This is a genomic window from Streptomyces sp. M2CJ-2 (assembly GCF_016757295.1).
GTDB lineage: Bacteria > Actinomycetota > Actinomycetes > Streptomycetales > Streptomycetaceae > Streptomyces.
The window spans coordinates 14656-31220 of record NZ_JAESIF010000030.1 but is presented as its reverse complement, the minus strand read 5'-3'; the positions used below and the strand labels follow the sequence as shown (position 1 = coordinate 31220).

Annotated in this window: 13 protein-coding genes; 6 read left to right on the top strand and 7 right to left on the bottom strand. The window is 70.6% G+C overall.

What is annotated here, in order from left to right; translation table 11 throughout:
* Positions 1-61: 61 nt before the first annotated feature.
* Complete coding sequence (locus JL475_RS22090; RefSeq protein ID WP_237407917.1) at positions 62-346, bottom strand: hypothetical protein; 285 nt, start codon at positions 344-346, stop codon at positions 62-64.
* Between the two features lie 119 nt (positions 347-465).
* On the opposite strand from JL475_RS22090, the gene JL475_RS22085 reads away from it, so the two are divergent.
* From JL475_RS22085 to JL475_RS22065, 5 genes are all read left to right on the top strand, one after another.
* Positions 466-1314 carry a helix-turn-helix transcriptional regulator gene (locus tag JL475_RS22085; RefSeq protein WP_202279553.1) on the top strand — a complete coding sequence of 283 codons (849 nt, stop codon included), beginning with the start codon at positions 466-468 and terminating at the stop codon, positions 1312-1314.
* Positions 1290-1499 carry a DUF397 domain-containing protein gene (locus JL475_RS22080; protein WP_202279552.1) on the top strand — a complete coding sequence of 70 codons (210 nt, stop codon included), beginning with the start codon at positions 1290-1292 and terminating at the stop codon, positions 1497-1499. Before JL475_RS22085 ends, JL475_RS22080 begins: the two co-directional genes overlap by 25 nt.
* Positions 1500-1798: 299 nt before the next feature.
* Positions 1799-3172, top strand: a complete 1374-nt coding sequence (locus JL475_RS22075; RefSeq protein WP_202279551.1) for an alpha-amylase family protein — start codon at positions 1799-1801, stop codon at positions 3170-3172.
* Between the two features lie 202 nt (positions 3173-3374).
* Positions 3375-8792: a pullulanase-type alpha-1,6-glucosidase gene (gene pulA / locus JL475_RS22070; protein WP_202279550.1), complete on the top strand. Its 5418-nt coding sequence runs from the start codon at positions 3375-3377 to the stop codon at positions 8790-8792.
* A gap of 53 nt (positions 8793-8845) precedes the next feature.
* The gene (locus tag JL475_RS22065) at positions 8846-9208 is read left to right on the top strand and encodes a 5-carboxymethyl-2-hydroxymuconate Delta-isomerase (RefSeq protein ID WP_202279549.1); all 363 of its coding nucleotides are present in this window, start codon (positions 8846-8848) and stop codon (positions 9206-9208) included.
* Between the two features lie 47 nt (positions 9209-9255).
* Here the strand turns inward: JL475_RS22065 and JL475_RS22060 are convergent, their stop codons facing one another.
* Together JL475_RS22060 and JL475_RS22055 are read right to left on the bottom strand one after the other, a co-directional pair.
* Positions 9256-9951, bottom strand: coding sequence for a TetR/AcrR family transcriptional regulator (locus JL475_RS22060; RefSeq protein WP_202279548.1), 696 nt, complete (start codon positions 9949-9951; stop codon positions 9256-9258).
* 64 nt (positions 9952-10015) lie between these two features.
* Positions 10016-11968: a hypothetical protein gene (locus JL475_RS22055; protein WP_202279547.1), complete on the bottom strand. Its 1953-nt coding sequence runs from the start codon at positions 11966-11968 to the stop codon at positions 10016-10018.
* 169 nt (positions 11969-12137) lie between these two features.
* Between JL475_RS22055 and JL475_RS22050 the strand changes: the two genes are divergently transcribed.
* Positions 12138-12581 (top strand): hypothetical protein, encoded by a 444-nt coding sequence (locus JL475_RS22050; protein WP_202279546.1) that lies wholly within the window; start codon positions 12138-12140, stop codon positions 12579-12581.
* A gap of 94 nt (positions 12582-12675) precedes the next feature.
* Here JL475_RS22050 and JL475_RS22045 read toward each other — a convergent pair whose 3' ends face one another.
* The 4 genes from JL475_RS22045 to JL475_RS22030 all read right to left on the bottom strand — a co-directional run bounded on the left by JL475_RS22045 (position 12676) and on the right by JL475_RS22030 (position 16353).
* Positions 12676-14232: a DUF1996 domain-containing protein gene (locus JL475_RS22045; protein ID WP_202279545.1), complete on the bottom strand. Its 1557-nt coding sequence runs from the start codon at positions 14230-14232 to the stop codon at positions 12676-12678.
* Between the two features lie 215 nt (positions 14233-14447).
* Positions 14448-14570: a hypothetical protein gene (locus JL475_RS41250; protein WP_272932962.1), complete on the bottom strand. Its 123-nt coding sequence runs from the start codon at positions 14568-14570 to the stop codon at positions 14448-14450.
* A 26-nt stretch (positions 14571-14596) separates the two neighbouring features.
* The gene (locus JL475_RS22035; RefSeq protein ID WP_202279544.1) at positions 14597-15631 is read right to left on the bottom strand and encodes an NAD-dependent epimerase/dehydratase family protein; all 1035 of its coding nucleotides are present in this window, start codon (positions 15629-15631) and stop codon (positions 14597-14599) included.
* A gap of 80 nt (positions 15632-15711) precedes the next feature.
* Positions 15712-16353, bottom strand: a complete 642-nt coding sequence (locus JL475_RS22030) for a winged helix-turn-helix domain-containing protein (RefSeq protein ID WP_202279543.1) — start codon at positions 16351-16353, stop codon at positions 15712-15714.
* Positions 16354-16565 lie beyond the last annotated feature (212 nt).

The window sequence follows — 16565 nt, the reverse complement described above, 5'->3', positions numbered from 1 at the left end:
CCCAGGGCTCGCCGCTCCCTCCGGGGAAGCGGCGGGCCCTCGCCACGCATGACGGGCACTCTCAAGTCCGCTGTCCGCTACGCCGGTTCACCTCACGCACCCTGGCGCTGAGATCGGTGGTGCGGCGACCCTCCCGCAACGCTTCCGCCAACTTGCGTGCCGTGCCCGGATTACAGCGTCCGAGATCCACCAGCGGTGGAAGGTAGTCGCTGGCCAGCGAGACGGTGTCGAGCCCCAACGAGGGCAGGAGCACGCCGGCGTCGTCCAGTGCCAGGGAGAGTTCGTTCCTGGCCTCATCGGCGTCCCGGATCGCGGCTGCGCGCCTCGTACGTTCCTGTGGTGCCATGGTTGTGGTGCCCTTCCTTCATGGTGATCCCGACTCTCCCCACGATCATCGGTGCGTGACGTTACGCTCACCAGGGGTAATGGTTTTCGTTGCGCCGGATCGAAAACGGGGGACAGACGATGCCCGCACCGAAGGAACTCGACCCCTCCGCGTCCCTGCCGGCGCTCTACGGCGTGAAGTTGCGCAAGCTCCGCGTCCGCGCCGGGTTCACCCAGCGCGGGCTCGGTGACCTGATCCCCATCGCCCACAGCCGTATCGCCCAGTTCGAACTGGGCAAGGAGACACCGCCCGAAGACGTCAACACCAGGCTGGACGAGATCCTGGAGGCCGACGGCGATCTGGTCGACCTGTGGACCCACATCAAGCGAACGCCGATCCCGGACTGGGCACGGAAGTTCGTGACGTACGAGGCCAGGGCGAACGCCATGCACAAGTACATGGCGCACAGCGTCCCGGGTCTGCTGCAGACCGCGGCCTACGCACGTGAGGTGCTGCGTCATGGACAACCGTGGTGCACGGTGGAGGAGATCGAGGAGAAGGTGGCGGCGCGGCTGAGTCGGCAGAGTCTGCTCCGGAAGCCGCAACCGCCGCTGTTGTGGGTGGTGCTCGACGAGTCGGTGATCCGGCGCTCGGTGGGAGGCCCGGCCGTCATGCGGGAGCAGTTGGCCTCCGTGTTGGGAGCCGCCCGCACCCCGCACATCGAGGTGCAGGTGATGCCCTTCGTCGCGGGAGCCCACTCCGCCATGGGCGGCTCGCTCACCCTCCTGTCATTCGACAACGCGCCGGACGTGGCCTACCTGGAGGCGGGCCACTCAGGTGAGTTGGTGGAAGACCGGGCCATGGTGGCTCGGCACTCCCATCGTTACGATCTCGTCCATGCCCGAGCCCTGCCACCAGAGGCATCCATGGCCCTGATCCGGCGGGCCATGAAGGAGTACGAGACATGCGCAGTACCCGACCTGACCTGACGGCCGCAGTGTGGCGCAAGAGCACGTACAGCGATGGCGGTGGCGGCGACTGCCTGGAACTCGCCGACAACATCCCCGGCACCGTCCCCGTCCGCGACAGCAAGAACCCCACCGGCACGACCCTGCTCATCGGCACCTCCGCCTGGGCCGCGTTCGTCGAAGGCATACGGCACAGCACGTCCTGACGCGGGTCCTCCGGATTCGTCCAGGCGATGGCCCCGGAGCGGAGGACGTGTTCGCCGACGACCCCGGGGTGCTGCGACTGCTGACGGATGAGCGGGTGCGGGCGGGACTGCTCAGCTGATCCCGGACGGACCGGCAGGCCGCCCTTCCGGAGTTTCTTGCCGCAACTTCACGCGGGGTGCTGCCCTTTCGGAGGGTGAAGCTTTAACATCTGCGTCACGCAAGGTTTCTGAAGGTTTCAGCAAGAAGCTTCAGAGGCCTTCGCACTCCCCACACCCTTCGATGAAGAAGGACACCCCACATGGCACGCAGAACCCTCGCCTGGGTCGCCGCGCTCGCGGTCGCCTCGATTGTCATGACCCCGACTGTCGCGCAGGCCGCGCCGCCCGGGAACAAGGACGTCACCGCCGTCCTGTTCGAGTGGAACTTCAACTCGGTCGCCCGCGAGTGCACCCACACCCTCGGCCCCGCCGGGTACGGATACGTCCAGGTCTCCCCACCCGCCGAGCACATACAGGGCTCCCAGTGGTGGACGTCGTACCAGCCGGTGAGCTACAAGATCGCCGGCCGGCTCGGCGACCGCACCGCGTTCCGGAACATGGTGAACACCTGCCACGCGGCCGGTGTGAAGGTCGTCGCCGACGCCGTCATCAACCACATGTCCGCGGGCAACGGCACCGGGACCGGCGGCTCGGCGTACACCAAGTACAACTACCCGGGCCTGTACTCCTCGTACGACTTCGACACCTGCACCTCGCAGATCACCAACTACCGCGACCGCTGGAACGTCCAGAACTGCGAACTGGTCGGCCTCGCGGACCTCGACACCGGCGAGGAGTACGTCCGCAGGACCATCGCCGGGTACCTGAACGACCTGCTCTCCCTCGGCGTCGACGGCTTCCGCGTCGACGCGGCCAAGCACATGCCGGCCGCCGACCTCGCCAACATCAAGTCCCGGCTCTCCAACCCCGGTGTGTACTGGAAGCAGGAGGCCATCTACGGCGCCGGCGAGGCCGTCCAGCCCAGCGAGTACACGGGGAACGGAGACGTCCAGGAGTTCCGCTACGCGTACGACCTCAAGCGGGTCTTCAACAACGAGAACCTCGCCTACCTGAAGAACTACGGCGAGGGTTGGGGCTACATGAACAGCTCCGTCTCCGGCGTCTTCGTCGACAACCACGACACCGAGCGCAACGGCTCCACGCTCAGCTACAAGGACGGCGCCAACTACACCCTGGCCAACGTCTTCATGCTGGCCTGGCCCTACGGCTCCCCGGACATCAACTCCGGCTACGAGTTCTCCGACCACGACGCCGGCCCGCCGAACGGCGGCCAGGTGAACGCCTGTTGGCAGAACGGTTGGAAGTGCCAGCACGCCTGGCCGGAGATCAAGTCCATGGTCGCCTTCCGCAACGCCACCCGCGGACAGGCCGTCACCAACTGGTGGGACAACGGCAACGACGCGATCGCCTTCGGCCGGGGCAACAAGGGCTTCGTGGCCGTCAACCACGAGTCCGGCTCCCTGACCCGCACCTACCAGACGTCCCTCCCGGCGGGCACGTACTGCAACGTCCAGAACAACACGCAGGTGAGCGTGAACGGTTCGGGGCAGCTGACCGCCACCCTGGGCTCGAACACGGCCCTCGCGGTGTACGCGGGCAAGTCGTCCTGCTGAGCGCGCGCCGGTCGCACCACCGTTCACGGGGGCGGCGCGACCGGCGCCCGTATGCAAATCCTTACCGTTACTTTCAAGACCCTTGCTGTAAAGCTTTCAACGGCGATAGCGTCACGCCCGGAGCCCGGCGACGTGGCCGAAACAGGGCGCGCCGTGGCGTGGGGTCGGACCCAATGAGCCGTAATCGCAAGGAGTTTCGCCTGTGATACCCAGATGGCCCGCGCCTCCGAGGCGCCGCACCGTGCGGGGGAGGCGGATCGCCGCCGTCACCGTGGTCGCGCTCGCCGCGGCCCTCGTGCAGCCCCTGGCGGCCAGTGCCGCCCCCGCATCGCCCAAGCCCCCGTCCGACGCCCACCTGGCGAAGGAGCCCGCGCGGCACGACCTGACCCGGGAGCAGTTCTACTTCGTGCTGCCGGACCGGTTCGCCAACGGTGACACGAGGAACGACCGGGGTGGGCTGACCGGTTCGCGGCTCAGCACCGGGTACGACCCCACCGACAAGGGCTTCTACCAGGGGGGTGACCTCAAGGGCCTCACCCAGAAGCTCGACTACATCAAGGGGCTCGGCACCACCGCCATCTGGATGGCGCCGATCTTCAAGAACCAGCCCGTCCAGGGCACCGGCAAGGACGCGAGCGCCGGCTACCACGGTTACTGGATCACCGACTTCACCCAGGTCGACCCGCACTTCGGCACCAACAAGGACCTCGAGACCCTCATCGACAAGGCCCACGCCAAGGGCATGAAGGTCTTCTTCGACGTCATCACCAACCACACCGCCGACGTCGTCGACTACGAGGAGAAGTCCTACGACTACCTCTCCAAGGGCGCCTTCCCCTACCTGACCGAGGACGGCAAGCCCTTCGACGACGCCGACTACGCCGACGGCTCCCGGAAGTTCCCGCGTGTCGACACCGGTTCCTTCCCGCGAACCCCCCTCGTCCCCGCCGCGAAGAAGACCGTCAAGGTTCCGGCGTGGCTCAACGACCCGGCGATGTACCACAACCGGGGCGACTCCACCTTCGCCGGGGAGTCCAGCGAGTACGGCGACTTCTCCGGCCTCGACGACCTGTGGACCGAGCGTCCCGAGGTCGTCGACGGCATGGAGAAGATCTACCAGCGGTGGGTGAAGGACTTCGACATCGACGGCTTCCGGATCGACACCGTGAAGCACGTCAACATGGAGTTCTGGACCCAGTGGGCCACCGCCCTGGACGCCTACGCGGCCAAGAAGGGCCGTGACGACTTCTTCATGTTCGGCGAGGTCTACTCCGCCGACACGGACGTCACCGCCCCGTACGTCACCCGGGGCCGCCTCGACGCCACCCTCGACTTCCCGTTCCAGGAGGCGGCCCGCCAGTACGTCTCCCAGGGCGGCAGCGCCGAGAAGCCGGCCGCCGTCTTCGGCGACGACCACAAGTACACGACCGACAAGGCCAACGCCTACGAGCAGGTCACCTTCCTCGGCAACCACGACATGGGCCGCATCGGGACGTTCCTCGAACAGGACAACCCGAAGGCGTCCGACGCCGAACTGCTGAAGAAGGCCATGCTGGCCAACGAGCTGATGTTCCTCAGCCGCGGCAACCCGGTCGTCTACTACGGCGACGAGCAGGGCTTCACCGGCGCCGGCGGCGACAAGGACGCCCGCCAGACCCTGTTCGCCTCCCGCACCGCCGACTACCTCGACGACGACCTCATCGGCACCGACCGCACCCACGCCGAGGACACCTACGACACCAAGGCCCCGCTCTACCGGCAGATCAGCGCCCTCGCCGAGCTCCGCAAGGCCCACCCCGCCCTCACCGACGGCGTCCAGCAGCAGCGGTACGCGGCCGACGGCCCCGGCGTCCACGCCTTCTCCCGCACCGGCACCGGCAAGGACACCACCGAGTACGTCGTCGCCTTCAACAACACCGGCGAGGCCCGGAAGGCCACCTTCGCCACGAACTCGGCCCGTATGACCTTCCGCGGCATCCACGGCACCGACGCCTCCGTGACCAGCGACGCCGACCGGAAGATCACCGTCACCGTCCCGGCCGGCTCGGCGATCGTCCTCAAGGCCGCGGGCAGGCTCGCCCAGCCCGCCGCGAAGCCCACGGTCACCCTCAAGGCCCCCGAGGCGGGCGCCACCGGCACCGTCGAGCTCACCGCCGACGTCGAGGGCGGACAGCTCAACCGCGTCGTTTTCGCCGCCCAGACCGGCGACGGAAAGTGGCAGACCCTCGGCTCCGCCGACCACGCCCCCCACAAGGTCACCCACACCATCGGCGCGGACGTCCCGGCCGGCACCGCCCTGCGCTACAAGGCCGTCGTGATCGACTCGGCCGGACGCACCGCGAGCGCGACGGCCGCCTCCACCACCGGCACCCCGCCCGTGGAGGAGCCGCCCAGCGCGGCTTCCCGCGATTACGCGATCGTCCACTACAAACGTGCCGACGGCGACTACGACGACTGGGGCCTGTACGCCTGGGGCGACCTCGCCGAGGGCGAGGCCACCGAATGGCCGGACAGCCACCCCTTCACCGGCCGCGACGCCTACGGCGCCTTCGCGTACGTCAAGCTCAAGCCCGGCGCCTCGGACGTCGGCTTCCTCGTCATCGACAAGGACGGGAACAAGGACGTCTCCACCGACCGCACGATCGACGTCACCAGGACCGGTGAGATCTGGATCGAGCAGGGCGAGGAGACCGTCACCACCGAACGCCCCGAGTACCCGGCGCAGGACACCACCAAGGCGGTGCTCCACTACCACCGGGCCGACGGGAAGCACGACGGCTGGGGCCTGCACACCTGGACCGGTGCCGCGAACCCCACCGACTGGTCGAACCCCCTGAAGCCGGTGAGGACCGACGCCTACGGCGCGGTCTTCGAGGTGCCGCTCACCGAGGGTGCCACCAGCCTCAGCTACATCATCCACAAGGGCGACGAGAAGGACCTCCCGTCCGACCAGTCGCTCGACCTCAAGGCGAACGGCCACGAGGTGTGGCTGCTGAGCGGCCAGGAGAAGTACCTGCTGCCGCAGCCCGCGGGCTCCGCGGCCGCCCTCGACCTGACCACCTCCAAGGCGGTCTGGATCGACCGGGACACCGTCGTCTGGAACGGCTCCGAGGCCGCCGCCTCCACCCAGCTCCTCGCCTCCCGCGCCGGCTCGGTCAAGGCGCAGGACGGCACGCTCACCGGCGGCGACGACACGCGCGTGCTCCGGCTGACGAAGACGTCCCTCAGCGACGCCCAGAAGGCGAGGTTCCCGCACCTGGAGGACGACACCGCCTGGACCGTCGACCCGCGTGACCGGGACCGCGTACGCGAGGCCCTGCGCGGCCAGGTCGTCGCCTCCCAGCGGGCCGCCACCGGCGCCGTGCTCGCCGCGACCGGAGTGCAGACCGCGGGCGTCCTCGACGACCTGTACGCGGCCGGCGCGACCAAGGCGCAGCTCGGCCCCGTCTTCCGCGACGGCCGGCCCACGCTCTCCGTGTGGGCACCGACCGCGCAGCACGTCTCGCTGGAGATCGGCGGCTCCACCGCCCGCATGCGGCGCGACGACGCCACCGGCGTCTGGTCCGTCACCGGCCCGGAGTCCTGGAAGGGCAAGCCCTACCGGTACGTCGTGAAGGTGTGGGCGCCCAGCACCCGCGAGGTCGTCACCAACAAGGTCACCGACCCGTACTCGCTGGCCCTGACCACCGACTCCGCGCGCAGCCTCGTCGTCGACCTCGGCGACCGCGAGCTCGCCCCCAGGGGCTGGTCGGACCTGGCCAAGCCGAAGGCCGTACCGCTGAAGGACGCCCAGATCCAGGAGCTGCACATCCGCGACTTCTCCGTCGAGGACCGCACGGCGAAGCAGCCCGGTACCTACCTCGCCTTCGCCGACAAGGACAGCGCCGGCTCGAAGCACCTGCGTGAGCTGGCGAAGGCCGGCACCTCCCACGTGCACCTGCTGCCCGCGTTCGACATCGCGACCATCCCCGAGAAGAAGTCCGACCAGGCCACCGTCGACTGCGACCTCGCCGCCTTCCCGGCCGACTCCGACAAGCAGCAGGAGTGCGTGGCGAAGGCCGCCGCCAAGGACGCCTACAACTGGGGCTACGACCCGTACCACTACACGGTCCCCGAGGGCTCCTACGCCACCGACCCGGAGGGCACGACCCGCACGGTCGAGTTCCGGAAGATGGTCAAGGCGCTCAACGAGGACGGCCTGCGCGTGGTGCTGGACGTCGTCTACAACCACACCGCGGCGAGCGGCCAGGCGGACACCAGCGTCCTGGACCGGATCGTGCCCGGCTACTACCAGCGGCTGCTGGCCGACGGCTCCGTCGCCAACAGCACGTGCTGCGCCAACACCGCGCCCGAGAACGCCATGATGGGCAAGCTCGTCGTCGACTCGGTCGTCACCTGGGCCAAGGAGTACAAGGTCGACGGCTTCCGCTTCGACCTCATGGGCCACCACCCGAAGGCCAACATGCTCGCCGTGCGCAAGGCCCTCGACGCGCTGACCCTCAAGAAGGACGGCGTCGACGGCAAGAAGATCATCCTGTACGGCGAGGGCTGGAACTTCGGCGAGATCGCCGACGACGCCCGCTTCGAGCAGGCCACGCAGCAGAACATGGCCGGCACCGGCATCGCCACCTTCTCCGACCGGGCCCGGGACGCCGTCCGCGGCGGCGGACCCTTCGACGAGGACCCCGGCGTCCAGGGCTTCGCGTCCGGCCTCCACACCGACCCGAACTCCTCCAAGAGCAACGGCACCGAGGCCGAGCAGAAGGCCCGGCTCCTGCACTACCAGGACCTGATCAAGGTGGGCCTGAGCGGCAACCTCGCCGAGTACCGCTTCACCGACACCGAAGGAAAGGAGGTCAAGGGCTCCCAGGTGGACTACAACGGCTCCCCGGCCGGATACGCCCACGCCCCGGGCGACGCCCTCGCCTACGCCGACGCGCACGACAACGAGTCCCTGTTCGACGCGCTCGCCTTCAAGCTGCCGGCCTCCGCGAGCGCCGACGACCGGGCGCGTGCGCAGGTCCTCGCCATGGCGACGGCCACCCTGTCCCAGGGCCCGGCGCTCTCCCAGGCCGGCACCGACCTGCTGCGCTCCAAGTCCCTGGACCGCAACTCCTACGACAGCGGCGACTGGTTCAACGCCATCCACTGGAACTGCGCCGCCGGCAACGGCTTCGGCCGCGGTCTGCCACCGGCCGCCGACAACGCCGACAAGTGGCCCTATACCAAGCCCCTGCTGGGCGCGGTGCAGGTCGGCTGCCCGCAGATCGAGGGCGCCTCGGCCGCGTACCGGGACCTGTTGAAGATCCGTACGACGGAACCGGCCTTCTCCCTCGACACCGCGGAGCAGGTGCAGTCCCGGCTGTCCTTCCCGCTGTCCGGCAAGGACGAGACCCCCGGCGTGATCACGATGCGGCTCGGTGACCTGGTCGTGGTCTTCAACGCCACGCCGGAGCAGCGGGAACAGCGCGTCGAGGCCCTCGCCGGTACCGGCCACCGCCTGCACCCGGTGCAGGCCGCGGGGTCGGACCCGGTGGTGAAGACCTCGTCCTACGCGGCGAAGACCGGCACCTTCACCGTCCCGGCCCGCACGGTCGCGGTGTTCACCACGACCGGCTGACGGACGGCTGCGGCTAGGGTGGGCCCTCCGACCTGCAACTGGAGGGCCCACCGATGCCGCAGATCACCGTCGACTACTCCGATCAGCTGAAGGCCGGCTTCGACTTCGACCGGCCCGCCTTCGCACGGGACCTGCACACCACCGTGGTGGAGATCGCGGCGGCGAGGCCGGCGGCGTGCAAGACCCGGTTCCGCCGGACCGAGGACGTCGTGGTCGGCCCCGACATCGACGGCCACGCCTTGGTGCACGTCCACATCGGACTGCTCCCCGGGCGGACCGAGGAGACCAAGGCCCGGCTCACGGAGGCCGTCCTGGAGCTGGTCCGGCAGCACGTGAAGTCCCTCGACGGCACGGTCCTGCACGTCTCCGCGGAGGTGCGCGAGCTCGACGCCTCGTACCGGAAGTTCGAAGAGTAAGGGAGTAAGGGAGTAGGGAAGTAGGGGAGCAGCAGCCGGGCGACCGGTCAGGACGAGGACGCCAGCGCGATCAGCCGGGTGGCCAGGTCGGCGAACGGCCCGTCACCCGGCTCGTCCTTGAGCAGGCCGCGCAGCAGCGTGCTCAGCTCCTCGTCGTGCGCCGCGGCGACGGCGGCGAGCGCCGCGAAGTCGTGCACCAGCTGGGCCTCCAGCTCGGCCCGCGGTATGCGCCGGCCGTCCAGCCAGATCAGCGCCGTCGACTCGGCGAGCGAGATCCAGGAACGCACCACCAGATCCAGCCGCGCGGGCGGGTCCACCGCGCCCATGTGCGACAGGATCTGTTCGTACGCCCGCTGCCGTACGGAGTCGACCAGCGCGTTGGTGGTCGAGGAGCCGACCGCCGGGCCGCCGCGCATCAGGGCGGAGAAACCCGGCCCGTGCTCGTCGACGAAGTCGAAGTACCGGCCCATCACGCGCAGCAGCCGAGCTCCCAACGGGCCCTCGTGCGGCTCCACGAACCGCGACGCGAGATCGTCCGAGGCACGCCTCAACGCGGCCTCGTAGAGGCTGAGTTTGCCGGGGAAGTAGTGGTAGACCAGCGGGCGCGAGATACCGGCCGCCGAGGCGATCTCATCGATGGAGACGTCGTCGGGCGAGCGACGGCTGAACAGTTCGAGGGCGACGCCGATCAACTGCTGCCGGCGCTCCTCGACTCCCATTCTGCGGCGTCCCCCGGTAGTCATACCCCCAGCCTACCGATCGATTCCGGACCCGAACGGTCCGGACCGGGCGGTGGTGATCACCGGGTCAGCCGAGGCCGGTGATCGAGCCCCCGTCCTTCAGGGTGCCCACAAGGTCGGCCTGGGCGCCCTGTTCGGCCTCGACGGTCAGCAGGTTGCCCTGCGCGGTGCCCTCGACACCGCCCGTCGCGGTGACGGACCTCGTGCCGCGACTGCCGGCGGCCAGCAGGTACCAGGTGCCCGCCGGGGACTTCCACAGCACCCCGGCCAGCACCCGCGGCGCACGCGCCCCGCACTGCGGAACGTCCTCAGCCTTGGCCACCGCCGTCCCGGACGGCCTGCCCGGCGTGTGGAACTGCGCCAGCACCCGGCTGCCACCGCCCCGCCAGGTCTCGGCCCGGGTGCACACCCAGTCCGCGGGGCCTCTCGCGCCGTCCGGCAGCGGCTGCTCGGCGAACGCCCACGCGTTCACGCTCCGTACGCCCGCCGAACGCACCGAGGCCAGCGAGCACGCGAACGGCGCCCAGGCACGCAGCGCCTCGGTGCCGGACGCCCCACCGGTGGCGCCGGGCCGCCCCGCGGTCAGCCGGGCCGGGACCAGCTCGGCGAGGTCGGTCATCAGCCGGGTGCCGGTCTTGTCGGTCAGCTCCAGCACGTTCCACGAGGTGCACGAGCCGGCCCGCAGCGCCGGGCTGGCCAGGGGCGAGGTGACGCCATCGGTGAGCGTGAGGTCCGTTGCGTCGGCGTCGGGCTCGCGCAGATCCCGATGACGGGCCTCGCGTACCCAAGGGGCCGTCAGATAGCGGACGTTGCCGTCGACCCGGCTCAGCACCACCGCACTCGCCCCGGCCCTGTCCGCGCCGTCGACCCGGGCGAAGTCGAGGACGGCGCCCCGGACGCCGCCCTTCGGTTCGGCGTACCTGGCGATGCGCAGACCGTCGTGGAGGATCACCACACGCGCGCTGTCGACCGTCCCCGCGTACAGCAGCTGGGGCGGCCCGGCCGGGCCGCCGGACGGGGTGCCCGGCGTCGCCGAGACCTGGACCCGTCCGCCGGGCCGGGCCCACACGGCGAGGGCGCGGCGCAGCAGGTCGGTGTCACCGGTCAGGTCGCCGCGGGCGGGCCACACGGAGAAGTCGGTGCGCGCGGAGGTCTTCCAGACGGCGGGGGAGAGCCGGGTCAGCTCCGCCGGGTCCAGGGCGGCCCGCGCGGCCGGGTTCTGCGCGTACGGCGGCGCGGCGCCGCCGTCGGGCCCCCAGCCGTCACCCGGCAGCCCGAGCAGCGCGCCACAGACGACGAGCGCGCACCCCGCGGTCAGCGAGGCCTTCAGGTGACGGCGGCGGCGCAGCAGATCGGTGGGCCGGGCCTGGAGCGAGCAGGGGTCGAACTCGGGGGAGTCGAGCAGCCGGTACTCGGCCGGCACCCCGTCGGCCTCGCGCAGCGCGGTGGCCGGGTCGGCGACCCCCGCGTCGGTGAGCACCTTGCGCACGTCGTCGTCCGCGAGCCGCTCGAGGCCCCGCAGCACGTAGGCGGCGCGGGCCGGTCCGGACAGGGCGGACAGCCGCTGGTCCAGGGCGAGTCCGTCGGCGCCACCGGACCGCGGGTGCAGCCGCAGCCCCCACACCCGGGGCAGCGGCGGCGACAGCAGCGCCCGCCTGAGCGGCCCGCCCGTCCGCAGCGCCGTACGCACCACCTGCAGCCGGACCAGCGCGTACCCGGGATCGCCGTCCGGCCCGGCGGACGGGGCGGCCTGCGGGGCATCGGCGGACGGGACGGTCTGAGCGGACTGGGCGGGGATCACGGGTGCCGCGGTGCGGCCGCGGGGCAGCGCGCGCTGGGCCAGGGCGTGCGCGGTCAGCACCCGCCTGCTCCGGCCCGTACCCGGCGGCAGCAGCAGGTAGGCGAGCCGGACGAGCCGCGGATAGTGCTCGGCGAGCGCGGCCTCGGCCTGTTCGACATCGACGACCGGGCCGTCGGGGGAGGAGTGCGGGGGGCGCTGGGCGGCATGCTGTGACTGCACGCCCAGCAGAACGAGCCAACCGGCCGGTAGGTCACTGGGCCGTCGGGAGGGCATTGCCCGGTTCGGCGGCGTGCGCGTTGAGCACTGCGCGCGCCGGAGCCGTATCGAAGGCGGAGAGCCCCTTGCCGGGGCTCCGTGCGGCATGTCGCCGGAAGGACCGGAGGAACTCATGAGGCTGACCCGACAGATGCTCGCGCTGACCGGCGCGGTGGCGGTACTGGCGCTGGCGGGCTGCGGGTCCGGCGGAACCGGGAGCGAGGTGCCCGCCACGGCCACCGGCAGTCTGGAGCACCTGGCCGCCGAGGCGAAGTGCAAGCCGGACATGCAGACCGACGCCGACACGATCCGTCAGGCCATCTGCAAGAAGGGCAAGGAGCAGTACGTCCTGGCCACCTTCGCCACCGACCGCGGTCAGCGCGAGTGGATCGACATGGCCAAGGACTACGGCGGTTTCTACCTCGTCGGCCGCAAGTGGGTCGCCGTCGGCGAGGAGAACGTGCTCGACGACCTGCGCGGCCGGCTCGGCGGCGACGTGGAGGAGGGCATCGACCACAGCACCATGGATCACGGCGGCGGTGCGCACGCGTCCGGCCACGCCGGGCACGGAGGCTGAACGGGCGCACCGGACACACCGGGCACACGAGAGGAGGGCCGGTGGCGGGAATCCCGCCACCGGCCCTCCTCTTCTCAGTGGGCGACCGAGGGGACTACGTGCACTTCTTGCCCTTGTTGATGCACTTGACCACCTTGTTCATCAGGCTCTCGTCCATGACGTTGATGAAGTCGTTGTGGTCGGTGATCGGCTTGTGCAGCTGCTCGGGGAAGCTGTCCACGGCGTACGGGTTCTTCACCTGACCGTTCTCGACGGTCGGGGTGGGAACGTCGTACACCAGGCGGACCTGGAGCTGCGGGATGGCCTTGAAGCCGTTCGGGCAGCTGCCGTCCGCCTGGACGAACGCCACGTGGTCACGGTGGTTGGCGCTGTCGGTGTTCTGTCCGTCCCAGCAGCTCTGGAAGTTGGACGTGCGCACGAGCTGACTGCCCTCGGGGCACAGCACGTACTTGTCCGTGGACTGCCGGTCCTCGAAGCCGGTGCAGCTGTACGAGGTGTTGGCGTTCTTGAGACCGTTGGTGAACGCCTTGGCGTCACCGGTGATGATGCGCATCAGCTTCGGGATCGCGACGACCTTGCTCCGCTTGTTGCCGACGAACCGGAGCTGGGCCTCCTGGGCCTGCAGGATCCTGCCGACGTTGCCCTCGGCGCCGCCACCCTGGTCGGCCGCGTCGAACTCCTGCGTGCCGTCCTGCACGCGCAGCACCGGCCAGAAGTACGAGGACTTGTCGCCCTGGTTCTGGCAGCTGGTCTCGGCGACGACCAGGTCGTCGTCGCTGGAGAGCGAGCTGTTGCTCTGGTTGCCGACGTAGTCGTGCATGTGGTGCGCGCCGTTCGCGACGCCGGGGGCCACGATGATGTTGTCGCTGTTGTACAGCTTGTTCTCGTTGACACCGCACTTCGTGGTGAAGCTGCCCTTGGAGCCGGACCTGCCGTTGGCGGCCAGACCGTTCGGGAGGTTGCGCGAGTTCGGCTGGACGTCGTTGATGTCGATGAAGTCCTCGGCGAACGGACCCGCGGCACCGTTGCCGTTGTCGTTCGGGGCCTGCCCCTCGCCCTGGTCCTGACCGTCACCCTGGTCCTGACCGTCACCCTGGCCCTGGCCGTTGTCCTGGCCCTGGTCCTGACCGTTGTCCTGGCCCTGACCGTCGCCGTTCTGGCCGTCGGTCGGCTGCGGCTGGTCGGCGGGGCGGCCGGAGCAGGGGGCGAGTTCGTCCAGGTTCCCGGGGGCCTGGCCGCCCGCGCGGTTGATCTCCAGCTTGATCCGGTCGAGGAGCACCTTACGACGGTCCTTGAGCGGACCCAGAATGGCATTCTGGACGTACTGCGAGTCCCCGGCCTGCGCCTGGCGCGTGGTGACCAGACGCTGGTAGGCGTCGGTGATCTGCTGGTCCATCGAGGCCAGTTCGCCGTCGACCTCACCGCGGGCCTGGTCCGGCACGTCGGAGAGCTGCTGGCCGACGTCCGGGCAGTCGATCGTGGCGATCTGTGCCGCGCTCGCCTTCGTCCGGCTCTGCGACGGGTCCGACTCGCCGGCCGAAGCGTAGAAGTTCGCCCAGACCAGCCCGCCCCCACCGAGCGCCAAGGCCGCCGTCCCGGCCACGGCTTTGGCGGCCAACGGCATACGGCGTTTTCTTGTATTGCGTCCCATGGAACTCCTCTGACCTTCCTTGCGGGGCATCCCATTGCGGGGCATCGAGGCGCCCGACAGGAGTGAAGCGGCTCCCTTGAGTACGCGAGCCGCCCCGCGGGTGTTCACCCGTCACGGAAATTGATGAGAAGTTCGTACGGCACTCTGGTTTCAACACCCCCTGGAATACGGTGAGTTGTTGATCGCGGACGTCCAGTGAGAGTGCGGGTCCGGTTTCACCGGCCCTGGTCGAGATACGCGAGAACCGCCAGCACACGACGGTTGTCGTCGTCCGAGACCTCCAGTCCCGGTTTGGCGAAGATGTTCGCGGTGTGCTCGTCGATGGCTCGTTCCGTCACCACCGGCACCTTCCGCTGCCGGGGCGTCAGCCGTGCCGACGGCCGGGTTCGTCCCGGCCTCCCTCCGCCGCGAGCACCTTCGCCTCCACCTCCGGGTCGAGCCCCTTGAACGTCCGGTCCGGACGTTGGGGGGCCGTTCCCCCGATGGCCCGCAGCCAGCGCCAGGTGTCGGCCACGGTCTCGGCGACGGGACGGCAGCGCAGCCCCGTCGCGACCGCCCGGGAGACGTCCGCGCAGTGCAGGGCGCCGTGCATTTCGCTGTCCGGCGGCACCCACACCGGCAGCTGTGTCCACGGTTCGACGCCGGCCCGAAGGATCACCTCCGGCGCGGTCCACCGCAGGTCGGCCGCGCCCCCGGTCACCTCCGCGCACGCCTCCAGCAGTGCGCCGATCGTGGCGTGCCCCTGCGGGCCGATCAGGGTGTACGGCCCGCTCAGCTCCCGCTCGGCCGCCCCGAGGATCCACTCGGCGAGGTCGCGGACGTCGATGTACTGGACGGGCAGGTCACGCGGCCCCGGAGCGAGCACCGGGCCGCCGCGTGCCATCCGGTTCAGCCACCAGGGCAGCCGGCCGACGTTCTCGTGGGGCCCGAGGATCAGCCCTGCCCGTACCAGCACCGACCGGTCCGCGCCGAAGGCGTCCACGGCGGCCAGTTCGCCGCCCCGCTTGTCCTGCGGGTACGAGGTGCGGTCGGCGTCCGCGCGGGCGCCCGACACCACCGGGGCCTGCTCGGTGTACCCGGCGGGCGCGGGCCACTCGTACACCGAGCAGGTCGACACGTACACGTACCGCCCGGCGCGGCCCCGCAGCAGCCGCGCCGTGTCCCGGACGGCGCGCGGGGCGGCCGACCAGGTGTCGACGACGACGTCCCACTCGCCGGCCGCCTCGTCCAGGGCGGCCAGACCGTCGACGGCGGTCCGGTCGCCCAGCAGCGACCGGACGCCCGGCGGGGCCCCGTGCCGCCCCCGGTGGAAGACGGTCACCTCCCAGCCCCGTCCGAGCGCCGCCTCCACCACGGCCCGTCCCGCGAACTCCGTACCACCCAGCATCAGAAGCCTCATACCGTCCGACTCTGCCGGGTCGGGCGGGCCGGGGGGAACAGGGATCTGCCGAGGGCAGAGCAGAGCGGGACGGGTCGCCCTCAGGGGGTGTACTTGTAGCCGACCCGGCGCACGGTCCGGATCCTGCCCCGGTGCTCGGCACCCAGCTTGCGGCGCAGCCGGGCGACGTGCACGTCGACGGTGCGGCCGTCGCCCACATGGCCGTAGCCCCACACGGTGGCGACCAGGTGGTCGCGGGTGTGCACCCGGCCCGGGTGTGCCACGAGATGGGCGAGCAGCTCGAACTCCAGGTAGGTGAGGTCGAGTTGCCGCCCGTCCACCTCGGCGGTGCGCCGTGCGGTGTCGACGCGGACCGGCTCGTCGGCCTCGGCGGCCCGAGTGGTCGCGGCGGGGGCGGACGACGGGCCGGTGTCCGGTACCGCCACCGGGAACGGCGGCTGCTGGTCGGCGGGGACCAGCACCAGGTAGCCGACCATGGGCGGGCGTCCGGGCAGGACGGGCAGGGTGTGCTGCGGTGCGGGCAGCCAGGTGGCCCCCGGAGGGAGCAGATCCGCGACCGTGACGACCTCGTCCGGGGCGACGGCCCGCAGCCGGTGGCGGGCACGGCCGTCGGTCGGGACGGGACGGGGCGCGATGGGGGTGGCGGGTGAGGAGGACGCCGAGTTCGCGGGGTTCGCGGCGTTCGCGGGGTTCGCGGGGGAGAGGGAACGAGTGGTCGCCATGAGGGGTCAGCTCTTTCGCGCGAAGGGTTCGTCGAGAAGGCTCGACCGCCACGAGTTCGTGGTCGGGCCGGTCGAGGACGTACGCGGTTCGCGCCGGCGGAAGGCCGGGAAGTGCGGCGTCAGAGGGCCGGCGCGGTCGTCGCGCGGCAACACTCGCGGTCGAAGTCGTCGTGCTGACGGGAGGGCCAGAAGGGCTCGAGGTCCTGACGACC

Excerpts from the sequence above, each read along its gene's own strand:
- JL475_RS22045 (WP_202279545.1), bottom strand. The coding sequence starts at position 14,232 with ATGGGACGCAATACAAGAAAACGCCGTATGCCGTTGGCCGCCAAAGCC.
- JL475_RS22080 (WP_202279552.1), top strand. The coding sequence starts at position 1,290 with ATGCGCAGTACCCGACCTGACCTGACGGCCGCAGTGTGGCGCAAGAGC.
- JL475_RS22085 (WP_202279553.1), top strand. The coding sequence starts at position 466 with ATGCCCGCACCGAAGGAACTCGACCCCTCCGCGTCCCTGCCGGCGCTC.
- JL475_RS22090 (WP_237407917.1), bottom strand. The coding sequence starts at position 346 with ATGGCACCACAGGAACGTACGAGGCGCGCAGCCGCGATCCGGGACGCC.
- JL475_RS22075 (WP_202279551.1), top strand. The coding sequence starts at position 1,799 with ATGGCACGCAGAACCCTCGCCTGGGTCGCCGCGCTCGCGGTCGCCTCG.
- JL475_RS22060 (WP_202279548.1), bottom strand. The coding sequence starts at position 9,951 with ATGACTACCGGGGGACGCCGCAGAATGGGAGTCGAGGAGCGCCGGCAG.
- JL475_RS22065 (WP_202279549.1), top strand. The coding sequence starts at position 8,846 with ATGCCGCAGATCACCGTCGACTACTCCGATCAGCTGAAGGCCGGCTTC.
- JL475_RS22035 (WP_202279544.1), bottom strand. The coding sequence starts at position 15,631 with ATGAGGCTTCTGATGCTGGGTGGTACGGAGTTCGCGGGACGGGCCGTG.
- JL475_RS22050 (WP_202279546.1), top strand. The coding sequence starts at position 12,138 with ATGAGGCTGACCCGACAGATGCTCGCGCTGACCGGCGCGGTGGCGGTA.
- JL475_RS22030 (WP_202279543.1), bottom strand. The coding sequence starts at position 16,353 with ATGGCGACCACTCGTTCCCTCTCCCCCGCGAACCCCGCGAACGCCGCG.